This window comes from Mesorhizobium sp. 113-3-9 (assembly GCF_016756515.1).
Taxonomy (GTDB): Bacteria; Pseudomonadota; Alphaproteobacteria; order Rhizobiales; family Rhizobiaceae; genus Mesorhizobium.
In genome coordinates, this window is the sequence record NZ_AP023246.1 from 2,389,253 (window position 1) to 2,401,111 (window position 11,859).

Consider the following 11,859-nt stretch of genomic DNA (forward strand, 5'->3'; position numbering starts at 1 on the left):
CTCACTCCCCGGCTTGCACAGTTGGTTGCCGGGGATACCGTGCCCGTGAACGCAATTGCCGGCACCAGCGACTGAAGCGGTCGACATAGACGTAGATGACCGGCGTCGTGTAGAGGGTCAGGATCTGGCTCAGGATCAGGCCGCCGACGATGGCGATGCCAAGCGGCTGGCGCAGTTCCGCGCCCTCGCCAAGGCCGATCGCCAATGGCACGGCGCTGAACAATGCCGCCATGGTCGTCATCATGATCGGGCGAAAGCGCAGCAGGCACGCCTGGTAGATGGCGTCATGCGCCGGCTTGCCTTCGTTGCGCTCGGCAGCCAGCGCGAAGTCGATCATCATGATCGCGTTCTTCTTGACGATGCCGATCAGGAGGATGATGCCGATCAGCGCCATGATCGAAAACTCGATGTTGAACAGGGTCAGCGCCAGCAAGGCGCCGACACCGGCCGAAGGCAAGGTCGACAGAATGGTCAGCGGGTGGGCGTAACTCTCGTAGAGAATGCCGAGCACGACATAGACGGCGATCAGCGCGGCGAGGATCAGCAGCGGCTGATCGGACAGCGAGTCCTGGAAGACGCGCGCCGTGCCCTGGAAACTGCCATGGATGGTGGCCGGCATGCCGATGCGGTCGGCAGCGGCGTTGATGGCCGCGACGCCTTCGCTGAGCGCGACGCCGGGCGCCAGATTGAAGGACAAGGTGGTGGCGACGAACAGGCCCTGGTGGTTGACCGACAGCGGCGTGCTGCCGGGGCCGTAATGCGCGACGGCCGACAACGGCACCATGGTCTCGGCTCCGGTGCTGACCGCCGAACCGGTCGAGGCCGCCGTCCTGCCGGTGCTGGTGATGGAATTGTTGGCCTGGTTGCGCGCCGCGTCGGCGGCGATCGACTGTGCCGAGGTGGACCGGCCTGATACAGCGAATGTGCCGGCGACCGCATTGCTGGCCTGCGAACCATGCACCGAACCGCCGGAGGTGCTGACATAGACCTTGTTCAGCGCGTCCGGGTTCTGCCAGTATTGCGGCGCCACCTCCATGATGACGTGGTACTGGTTGCGCGCCACGTAGATGGTCGACACCTGGCGCTGGCCGAAGGCGTCGTAGAGCGTGTTGTCGATCTGGCTGGCTGATACGCCGAGGCGCGTCGCCGTATCACGGTCGATGGTGACGTCGGCTTCCAGGCCTTTGTTCTGCTGGTCGGAGTTGACGTCGGTGAGCCTGGGCTCTGTTTGCAGCGCGGCGGCGAGCTTCGGCGCCCACTCCGCCAGCTCGTCGAAACTGTCACCTTGCAATGTGTACTGGTATTGCGCGTTCGACTGGCGCCCGCCGACGCGGATATCCTGCACGGCCTGCAGGAACAGCGTGGCGCCCGGCACATCAGCCAGTTCGCGCCGCAGCCGGCCGATGACCTGGTCGGCGGAGATCTTGCGCTCGGCCAGCGGCTTCAGCGACACGAACATGAAGCCGGAATTGGTCTGGCCGCCGCCGGTGAAGCCGACGGCTGTGTCGACGGCCGGATCCTTGCCGACGATGGCCGCGTACTGGCTGAGTTTCTGCGACATCGACTGGAAAGAGGTTGCCTGGTCGGCCTGGATCGAGCCGGTCAGCCGTCCGGTGTCCTGCTGCGGGAAGAAGCCCTTCGGGATGGTGACATAGAGGTAGCCGTTGAGGCAGAGCGTGGCCGCAAGCACGGCCATGATCAGCAGCGGATTGTCGAGCGCCCAGGACAGCGACCGGCGATAGAAATTCAGCATGCCCTCGAAGATACGTTCGCTGAAACGATACAGCCGGCCGTGTTCGCGTTGTCCCTCGGAGCGCAGCAGGATCGAGCACATCATCGGCGTGGTGGTCAGCGATATTGCGAGCGAGACCAGGATCGCCGCCGACAGCGTTATGGCGAATTCGCGGAACAGCCGGCCGACGATGCCGCCCATCAGCAGGATCGGGATGAAGACGGCGATCAGCGACAGGCTCATCGACAGCACGGTGAAGCCGACTTCCTGGGAGCCCTTGATGGCGGCCTCCATGCGGCCCATGCCGGAAGCGGTGTGGCGGGCGATGTTTTCAAGCACGACGATGGCATCGTCGACGACAAAGCCGGTGGCGACCGTCATCGCCATCAGCGACAGATTGTCGATGCTGAAGCCCATGAGGTACATGGCGCCCAGCGTGCCGACCAGGGACACGGGCACGGCCACGATCGGCACCAGCGCCGAGCGCACGTCGCGCAGGAAGACGAAGACGACGAGGATCACCAGGCCGATGGCGATCATCAGCGTCCGCGCGACCTCGCTCAGCGAGGCGCGGATGGTGGTCGAGCGGTCGACCGCCAGCGACAGGTCGATGGCCGGCGAGATGGAGGCGCGCAGCGTCGGCAACAGCGCCTTCACCCGGTCCACCGTCGCGATGATGTTGGCGTTGGGCGAGCGGTTGAGGATGATCAGCACGCCCGGCTTGCCGTTGGCGAGACCGGCATTGCGGATGTTCTCGACGGAATCATTGACCTGGCCGACATCGGAAAGCCTGACCGGCGCGCCATTGCGGTAGGCGACGATGAGTGAGCGGTAGGCGTCCGCCTGGTTGGCCTGGTCGTTGGCGTAGATCTGATAGCGTTGCTGGCCGACATCGATCGCGCCCTTGGGGCTGTGGGCGTTGGCGGAGGCAAGGGCCGCGCGCACATCCTCCAGCCCGATGCCGTAATCGTAGAGCACCTGCGGGTTGAGTTCGACGCGCACGGCCGGCAGCGAGCTGCCGCCCACCGAGACCTCGCCGATGCCGTCGACCTGCGATAGTTTCTGCGCCAGCACGGTGCTGGCGGCATCGAAGAGCTGGCCCTTGGACAGGGTGTCCGATGTCATCGACAGGATGAGGATCGGGGCATCGGCGGGATTGACCTTGCGATAGGTCGGGTTGGAGCGCAGGCTGGACGGCAGGTCGGCGCGCGCGGCGTTGATCGCCGCTTGGACGTCACGCGCGGCGCCGTCGATGTCGCGGTCCAGCCCGAACTGCAAGGTGATGCGGGCGCTGCCAACGCTGCTCGACGAGGTCATTTCATTGACGTCGGCAATCTCGCCGAGATGCCGCTCGAGCGGGCTGGCGACGGTGTTGGCCACCACCTGGGGACTGGCCCCCGGCAGCGAGGCCGACACCGAGATGACGGGGTAGTCGACCGCCGGCAGCGGCGCCACCGGCAATTGCGGAAACGCCACCAGCCCGGCCGCCAGCAGGCCGAAGGTCAGCAGCGTCGTCGCCACCGGCCGCCGGATGAAGGGAACCGACAGGTTCATGACCTGGCGTCCGCCCCAGGAATGCGGGTGGGGGCGTGGGGAAGGTTGGGTTCGATGCCTCGGAAACGAGCGGCGAGGCGGTCGAACCAGAGATAGATCACCGGCGTGGTGAACAGCGTCAGCAACTGGCTGAGCAGCAGGCCGCCGACGATGGAGACGCCCAGGGGATGGCGCAGTTCCGAGCCGACGCCGGTGCCGAGCATCAGCGGCAGCGCGCCGAGCATAGCCGCCAGCGTTGTCATCAGGATCGGACGGAAGCGCAGCAGGCAGGCCTGGTAGATCGCCTCGCGCGGCGCCTTGCCTTCATGGCGCTGCGCGTCGAGGGCGAAGTCGATCATCATGATGGCGTTCTTCTTGACCACGCCGATCAGCAGGATGATGCCGATGATGGAGATGATGGTCAGGTCCTGGCCGGCGATCATCAGCGCCAGCAGCGCGCCGATGCCGGCCGAAGGCAGCGTCGACAGGATGGTGATCGGGTGGATGAAGCTCTCATAGAGCACGCCGAGCACGATGTAGACCGTCACCACCGCCGCCAGGATCAGGAACAGCGTGTTGTCGAGCGACGCCTGGAAGGCGCGCGCGGCGCCCTGGAAGCTGGTGATGATGCTGAGCGGCATGCCGATGTCGGCTTGCGCCTGCTCGATCGCGGTGACCGCCTCGCCGAGCGACGCGCCCGGCGCCAGGTTGAACGAGACGGTGGTGGCCGGGAATTGCCCCATATGGGTGATCTGCAGCGGCGAGGTGGCGATATGGGTGGTCGCCACCACCGACAGTGGCACCGGCGCGCCACCCGTTGACGAAGGCAGGTAGACGGAGGACAGCGCCTTCAGCGAGTCCTGTTCGGACGGGGCGGCCTCGAGAATGACGCGGTACTGGCTTGATGTGGTGTAGATGGTCGAGACCATGCGCTGGCCGAAAGCGTCGTAAAGCGCATTGTCGACGGTCGCCGGCGTGATGCCGAAGCGGGCGGCCTGGTCGCGGTCGATGTCGACAAAGACGGCAAGGCCGCTGTTCGACAGGTCGCTGGCGACATCGGCGAGCTGCGGCAGCGTGTTCAGCCTGGCGAGCAGCTTCGGCGTCCATTCGCCCAATTCGTCGGCATTGGCGTCCTGGAGCACGAATTGATACTGGGTGCGGCTGACCTGGCCGTCGATGGTCAAATCCTGGACCGGTTGCATGTAGAGGGTGACGCCAGCCACCGAAGCGGCTTCCTGTTTCAGGCGCGCGATGACGGCGGTGATATCGGCGGTGCGCTCCTCATGCGGCTTGAGGTTGATCAGGATGCGGCCGACATTGAGCGTGGTGTTGGTGCCGTCGACGCCGATGAAGGACGACAGGCTGTCGACATCGGAATCCCTGAGGATGATGGCAGCCAGCTGCTGCTGGCGCTGCGCCATGGCGGCATAGGAGATCGACTGCGGCGCCTCTGATATGGCCTGGATGACGCCGGTGTCCTGCACGGGGAAGAACCCCTTGGGGATGACCACGTAGAGCACCGCCGTCAGCACCAGGGTCGCCGCCGCCACCACGAGCATCAATGTCTGCCGGTCGAGCACCCAGGTCAGTGCCCGGCCGTAGCCGCGGATCACCCAGTCGAAGAAATCGTGGCTGGCGCGCTGCAGGGCATTCTCATGCACCGCCGACAAGGGATTCAGCAGCTTGGCGCAGGCCATCGGCACCAGCGTCAGCGACACCACGGCCGAGATCAGGATGGTGGTGGCGAGCGTGATGGAGAATTCTCTGAATAGCCTGCCCACGACGTCGCCCATGAACAGAAGCGGGATCAGCACCGCGATCAGTGAGACGGTCAGCGAGATGATGGTGAAGCCGATCTGCTGCGACCCTTTCAGCGCCGCCTGCAGCGGAGTCGCGCCTTCCTCGACATAGCGCGCGACGTTCTCGATGACGACGATGGCGTCGTCGACGACGAAGCCGGTGGCGATGGTCAGCGCCATCAGCGACAGATTGTCGAGGCTGAAGCCGAACAGGTACATGACGCCGAGCGTGCCGACCAGCGACAGGGGAACCGAGAGGCTGGGGATCAGCGTGGCGCGCGCGCTGCGCAGGAAGACGAAGATGACCAGCACGACCAGGATGATCGACAGCGTCAGCTCGTATTCGACGTCGCGCACCGAGGCGCGGATGGTCGTGGTGCGGTCGGTCAGGACCTTCACGTCGATGGCGTTCGGCAGCGAGGCCTGGAGCTGCGGCAGCAGCGCCTTGATGCGGTCCACCACGTCGATGACGTTGGCGCCGGGCTGGCGCTGGATGTTGAGGATGATCGCCGGCGTGCTGTTCATCCAGGCTGCCAGCCGGTTGTTCTCGGTGGCGTCGACCACATCGGCCACATCGCTGAGCCGCACCGGGGCGCCATCCTTGTAGGCGACGATCAGTGAGCGATATTCGTCGGCGCTCTTCAACTGGTCGTTGGCGTTGATCGTGTAGGCGCGCGAGGGGCCGTCGAAATTACCTTTCGGCGTGTTGACGTTGGCGCTGCCCAGCGTGGTGCGCAGGTCGTCGAGATTGAGGCCATAGGCTGCGAGCTTGCGCGGGTCGGCCTGGACGCGCACGGCGGGGCGCTGGCCGCCACTGAGGCTGACCAGGCCGACCCCCGGCAGCTGCGATATCTTCTGCGCCAGCCGGGTGTCGGCAAGCTGCTGCACGTCGCGCAGCGGCATCGTGGCCGAGGTCAGGCCCAGCGTCAGCACTGGCGCGTCCGCCGGATTGACCTTGGCATAGATCGGCGGCGCCGGCAGGTCGGCCGGCAAGAGATTGCCGGCGGCGTTGATGGCGGCCTGCACCTCCTGTTCGGCGACATCGAGCGAGATCGCCAGGCTGAACTGCAGCGTGATGACCGAGGAGCCGGCCGAGCTTACCGAGTTCATCTGGTTGAGGTTGGCGATCTGGCCGAGCTGGACCTCCAGGGGTGCTGTGACCGATGACGTCATGACGTCGGGGCTGGCGCCGGGATAGAAGGTCTGCACCTGGATGGTCGGATAGTCGACCTCGGGCAGGGCCGAGACGGGCAGATAGCGGTAGGCCAGCAGGCCGGAAAGCATGATGGCGACCATGAACAGCGATGTCGCCACCGGCCGCAGGATGAAGGCTCGCGACGGGCTCATTGCTGCTGCCCGGACTCCGCGTGACGATGCTTGCGACCCTGGCCCTTATGCCTGCCCGTGTCGTCCGGCTTCGGCGTATCGGATGCGGGCTGGTCGGGTGCCGGCGCCTGCGACTGAGTGCCGGCCGGCAAGGCAGCGGATGCCTGCGGAGGTGTCTGTGCTGGCGCCTGTGTTGAGGGCTGTGCCGGGGCTGGCGCCTGGCCGTCCTGTCCGAGGTTGATATGGGCGCCGTCGCGGAGCTTGTCGGCGCCGTCGACGACGACACGCTCGCCGGGGTTCAGGCCGGCGAGTATCTCGACGTGCTCGCCATTGGTGACGCCGAGCGTGACCTTGCGCACGGAAACCGTGCTGTCGGGATTGACCAGGTAGACGAAGGTGCCGGGCAGGCCGCGCTGGATCGCCGCTACTGGGGCGATCGCCACGTCCTTGTGCTCGTCGACGAGAAGCGCGACGTTGACGAACTGGTTCGGATAGAGGACACGCGCCTCATTGGCGAAGCCCGCCCTCAGCTTGATGGTGCCGGTGCTTGGGTCGATCTGGCTGTCGAAGGTCTCGAGCTGGCCGTCGGCAAGCTTCTTGGCTCCGGCGCGGTCGAAGGCGGTGGCGGGCAGCGTGGCCCCCTGCTGCATGCGCTGCGCGATCGCGGGCAATTCATCCTCGGGCACGGTGAACAGCACGCTGATCGGCTGGACCTGCGTGATGACGACGATGCCGTTGGCATCGCTGGGGGTTACGTAGTTGCCCTCATCGACCTGGCGCAGGCCGGCCCGTCCGTCGACCGGAGCCAGGATGCGGCAATAATCGAGATTGAGGGTGGCGGTCTGTATCATCGCCTGGTCGACCTGGATGGAACCCTGATCCTGCGCGACAAGGGCGACCTGCGCGTCGAGGGTCTGGGGTGTCGCCGTTCCCTGGGCCACCAGCTTCTGGTCACGAACGAGGTCGAGCTGGGCATCCCTGAGCATGGCCTGGTCGCGCATCAACTGGCCCTGGGCCTGGGCAAGCGCCGCCTGGTAGGGGCGGGGATCGATCTGCGCCAGCAGGTCGCCCTTCTTGACGTCCTGGCCCTCCTTGAAATTCACTTGGACGAGCGGACCGGTGACCTGCGGCTTGACCGTGACCGTGGAGAGCGAAGTCACCGTGCCGAGGGCATTGAGGGCGACATCTATCGTGCCCTTTTCGATGGCGGCGGCGCCGATCGTCGTCGGCTGCGCGCCGCGTCTGCCGCCGGGCTGCCTGGCCTCGACATGCGGCCGCTGATAGAGATAGGCGCCCGTGGCGGCAACTATCGCAATGAAGATCAGCCAGGGGATCCAGCCGCGCGAACGGCGTTGCGCGACGGTCGTCTGCAGGGGCATTTCCAATTGCTGGTCCATGGCGGCGTCTTTCACCCCCGTGAACCAATATGGCTGAAACCGGCCCAAGTCGAATTAACACTTGGACAGGTTCGAACGGCTCTGCGGCCGTTCGCTTCGGTCGCGCCATCGCGCCCTGGTGGGCGCCTTCTACATGCGCATCAACAGGCCGCCATCGACCGCAAGCTCGATGCCGGTGATGTAGCTCGCCGCGTCGGAGAGGAGGAACAGCGCGGCGTTGGCCATGTCCTGCGGCGTGCCGATGCGACCGAGCGGTGCGTAGCTCGCCACGGCCGAGCGCTTTTCCTCGGTGTCCCAGCGCGCCTGCAGCGGCGTCAACGCCATGCCCGGGCAGATGGCGTTGGAGCGGATGCGCTCACCGGCGAGTTGCATGGCGAGCGATTTGGAGAGCGCGCACACACCTGCCTTCGAGGCCTGGTAGGCATCCTGAGGATTGGCGTCGCCGCGATACCACTGGATGGTCGAGAAATGCACCATGGCGCCGCCGCGTCCGCCCGAGCGCATATGCGGAACGACCGAGCGTGCGGTGTGGACGAAGGACTTCAGATTGATGTTGAAGACCTCGTCCCAGACGTCGAGGTCCATCTCCAAGGCCGATTTGTCGCGGCCGAACCACAGCACGCCGGCGACATTGGCGAGATAGTCGATGCCGCCGCGTTCGCGGCCCGCCGTATTGACGACTTGTTCGACGAAGGCGGCGTCAGTCAGATCGCCCTGCGCGAAGGTGAGCCTGTCGTCATAGGCGGCCAGCGACGCCGGACGGGCCTTGACGTCGATGGCGGTGACGGAGGCGCCGGCATCGAGCAGGGCCAGCGTGATCGCCTCGCCCATGCCGCCGCCCGCGCCGGCGACCACCGCATGCCTGCCGGTGAAATCGTAAGCGATCATCTCAACTCCCTCATGTGCTGCCGCCAATGCGCGATGTCGGGACAATAGGGGCGGATAAAAATTCCATCAAGCGGTATTAGAAAAAATTTGCCAAAATGGAAAATCGCGATATCGTGCCCCGAATGACCTCTCATCTCGGATGGATTTCACGACCATGAACCTGCATTCCGGCGCGCGGACCTTTTCCGTGACTTCTCCCGTCGACGGCTCGACCTACACGACGCGCGCCTATGCGGACGGGAAGGCCATCGAGGCCGCGCTGAGCCGGGCACGTGCCGCGCTGCCGTCGTGGCGGCGTACGCCGTTGGCCGAGCGGCTGGCGATCCTGCTGCGCTTCGGCGAGGAGATGAAAGCGCGGGCAACGCCGCTCGCTGAAATGGTGGCGTGGCAGATCGGCCGGCCGCTGTGGCAGGCCGACGAGACGCCGCGCCTGGCACTGGTTGGCGAACTGCTGGCCGGCGTCGCACCGGAAACGCTGGCCGATGTGCCGTATCCATCGGACGAAAACATCCGCCGCTACGCCAAACCCGTGGCAGGTGGCCTGCATCTGTCGATCTGCGCCTGGAATTACCCGACCGCCATGCTCGGCTATCTCGTGACGTCGCCGCTCGCGGCCGGCAATGTCGTGATCTTCAAGCACTCACCGCAAACGCCGCTGATCGCCGAACTGGCCGAGGAAGCCTTCCGTGCCGCCGGCGGCCCGGAAGGTGTCTTCCAGAGCCTGCATCTCGACCATGTCGATGCCGAGAAGCTGATCGCGTCGGGTGCCTTCAACGCGGTGAATTTCATCGGCTCGGTCAATGGCGGAAGGCGTGTCCATGCCGCCGCTGCCGGCACCTTCACACAGGTGCATCTCGAACTCGGCGGCAAGGACCCGACCTATGTCAGGGCCGATGCCGATCTCGAGGCGACGATCCCGCAGATCGCGGAGGGCACCTACTCCAATGCCGGCCAGTCCTGCTGCTCGGTCGAGCGCATCTATGTCGACAAGGCAATCCATGACCGCTTCGTCGAAGCCCTGGTCGCCGAGACCGCCAAATGGACCATTGGCCATCCCTTCGACGAGAAGCCGATGGTCGGCCCTGTGGTGCGGGCGAGTGCGGCCGACACCATTCGCGGTCTTACCGAAAGCGCGGTGCGGGCAGGGGCCAGGCGCCTGATGCAGCAGGATGGCGCGCTCAAGGCCTCCGGCCTCGGCGCCGCCTATGTCGCGCCGGAGGTGCTGGTCGGGGTCGATCACACCATGCAGATCATGCGCGACGAGCTGTTCGGGCCGGTGGCCTGCATCCAGTCGGTCGGCAGCGATGACGAGGCTATCCGCCTGATGAACGACAGCGATTTCGGGCTGAGCGCCTCGATCTGGACCAGGGATATCGAGCGCGGCGTGGCGCTGCTTGACGAAGTCGAGGCCGGCACCGTCTATCTCAACCGCTGCGATCACGCCGACCTGCATCTGCCTTGGGGCGGCATCAAGAACTCCGGCCTTGGCCGCACCAATGGCCGCGCCGGACTGGCGGAGGCGACAGCGGCGAAGGCCTACCATGTCCGCTCCGTCATCGGTTGATCCGGAGCCTGGTGCGATGAACGCCGCGGGCCTTGCAGGGCTTGACGATGCGGCGATCGCCGCGCTGGCCGCGGCCGGCGTCGAGCGGCTGCACATCGATGCCGCCAGCCCCTACCTGCTGATCGCCGAGCACGCCGGCCATATCGTGCCCGCGCCCTGGCATGACCTTGGCCTGCCAGGGCCCTATCTTGGCACGCATTTCGCGGTCGACATCGGCGTCGACGCCTTGACGCGCCGGCTGTCTCGCACGTTGCGGGCGCCCGCCGTTCTCGCGCACTACTCGCGGCTGTTCCTGGACTACAACAGGCCAGCCGGCGAATGGGACTTCATGCGTCCGGATCTCGGCGGCATCCCGGTGCCCGGCAATGTCGCGCCGGATGCCACCGATGTCAGGCTACGCAAGTCCATCGCCTGGGCGCCGGTCGAACAGGCAATCGTCGAGGCCGCAGCCGGCCGGCAGGCGCTGGTCTCGGTGCATTCCTTCACCCCGGTGATGGGCGGTGTCAGGCGCAATGTCGACATCGGCGTCTTGTGGCGGGAGCCGTCTGCCTTCGTCACCTCGGTGCTGAAGATGCTTGGCGCGCACGGAGCGGAAGCAGGCCTGAGGATCGGCGACAACGAACCCTATGACTGGCGCCAGGCGATCGGCTACACGTTGAACCGGCACGGGCTAGAGCAGGGCAGGCCTTGCCTCTACCTCGAGGTCCGCAACGACCTGCTTTCCGATCCGGAAACATTCGAGCTTGTCAGCCGCACGCTCGAAACCGTCTTTGCAACTGTTGCGATGTCGCTATGGCCGAAACCAGCCGTAGCCGTCTAAAGCGGTTCGCCGAACGGCGACCCGCTTTATCTCCTTGTTTTGACGCAATTCCGAACGGAAAACCGCCGCACACTTTTCCTGGAATTGCTCTAGAGGCTGGACGCCCCAAGGCGGCCCCGCTAGAGCTTGTCGAATTGGAAACACGACAGCCAAGGGCGTGGGCGATGCAGGGCAATGTGGGCAGCAAGATCCGCGACGCGCGCAAGGAGCAGAATATCACGCTGCGCGATCTCAGCGAACGCTCCGGCCTGTCTGTGTCGCAACTGTCCAAACTCGAGAACGGCAAGGCGCGGCTGACGGTCGATGTCGCGCTGATGATCGCCGGCGTGCTGCATGTGCCGGTGGCTTCCTTCCTGTTCAGCCCCAAGCCCGGCATGCAGGCACGCCGTTCCATCACGCGCGCCGGCAGCGGCATCCTGCACCAGGGCAATGCCATGGAATTCGAGGTCCTGTGCAGCGATTTCCGCGACAAGACCAACATTTTCTGGCGCGTCACGCTGCGCGCGAAGAGTTTCGAGGAGAATGGCGGCTGGCGCAGCCATTCGGGCGAAGAGTTCATCCACGTGCTGAGCGGCAGCCTGGAACTGCACACGATCCACTATGATCCGACGGTGCTGCTGCCGGGCGACAGCATCCTGTTCGACGGCGAAATGCAGCACGCCTATATCGCGCTTGGTGACGAGCCAGTCGTCATGCTCATGTCGAACACCGTGCCGCGCGACGGGCTTCCCGCCGGCGCGGGGATTTGAGCCCAAGCTGACCGCACAGCTCCTCATCTCAAGAATATTTTCTAAAATGGA

General features: G+C 65.5%; 7 protein-coding genes. 3 read left to right on the forward strand and 4 right to left on the reverse strand.

The window, feature by feature from the left end:
• Position 1: 1 nt before the first annotated feature.
• The 4 genes from MesoLj_RS11525 to MesoLj_RS11540 all read right to left on the reverse strand — a co-directional run bounded on the left by MesoLj_RS11525 (position 2) and on the right by MesoLj_RS11540 (position 8,675).
• On the reverse strand, positions 2 to 3,286 hold the full coding sequence (locus tag MesoLj_RS11525; protein ID WP_202326056.1) for an efflux RND transporter permease subunit: 3,285 nt from the start codon (positions 3,284 to 3,286) through the stop codon (positions 2 to 4).
• The gene (locus tag MesoLj_RS11530) at positions 3,283 to 6,411 is read right to left on the reverse strand and encodes an MdtB/MuxB family multidrug efflux RND transporter permease subunit (protein WP_202326057.1); all 3,129 of its coding nucleotides are present in this window, start codon (positions 6,409 to 6,411) and stop codon (positions 3,283 to 3,285) included. The genes MesoLj_RS11525 and MesoLj_RS11530 overlap by 4 nt, the downstream gene beginning before the upstream one ends.
• Positions 6,408 to 7,787 (reverse strand): efflux RND transporter periplasmic adaptor subunit, encoded by a 1,380-nt coding sequence (locus MesoLj_RS11535; protein WP_202326058.1) that lies wholly within the window; start codon positions 7,785 to 7,787, stop codon positions 6,408 to 6,410. The genes MesoLj_RS11530 and MesoLj_RS11535 overlap by 4 nt, the downstream gene beginning before the upstream one ends.
• A gap of 129 nt (positions 7,788 to 7,916) precedes the next feature.
• Complete coding sequence (locus tag MesoLj_RS11540) at positions 7,917 to 8,675, reverse strand: SDR family NAD(P)-dependent oxidoreductase (RefSeq protein ID WP_056578165.1); 759 nt, start codon at positions 8,673 to 8,675, stop codon at positions 7,917 to 7,919.
• A 154-nt stretch (positions 8,676 to 8,829) separates the two neighbouring features.
• Here MesoLj_RS11540 and MesoLj_RS11545 point away from each other — a divergent pair, with 154 nt between their 5' ends.
• The 3 genes from MesoLj_RS11545 to MesoLj_RS11555 all read left to right on the forward strand — a co-directional run bounded on the left by MesoLj_RS11545 (position 8,830) and on the right by MesoLj_RS11555 (position 11,808).
• Positions 8,830 to 10,239 (forward strand): aldehyde dehydrogenase family protein, encoded by a 1,410-nt coding sequence (locus tag MesoLj_RS11545; protein WP_202326059.1) that lies wholly within the window; start codon positions 8,830 to 8,832, stop codon positions 10,237 to 10,239.
• 16 nt (positions 10,240 to 10,255) lie between these two features.
• On the forward strand, positions 10,256 to 11,059 hold the full coding sequence (locus MesoLj_RS11550) for an N-formylglutamate amidohydrolase (RefSeq protein ID WP_202326060.1): 804 nt from the start codon (positions 10,256 to 10,258) through the stop codon (positions 11,057 to 11,059).
• A 164-nt stretch (positions 11,060 to 11,223) separates the two neighbouring features.
• The gene (locus tag MesoLj_RS11555) at positions 11,224 to 11,808 is read left to right on the forward strand and encodes a helix-turn-helix domain-containing protein (protein WP_056578162.1); all 585 of its coding nucleotides are present in this window, start codon (positions 11,224 to 11,226) and stop codon (positions 11,806 to 11,808) included.
• Positions 11,809 to 11,859 lie beyond the last annotated feature (51 nt).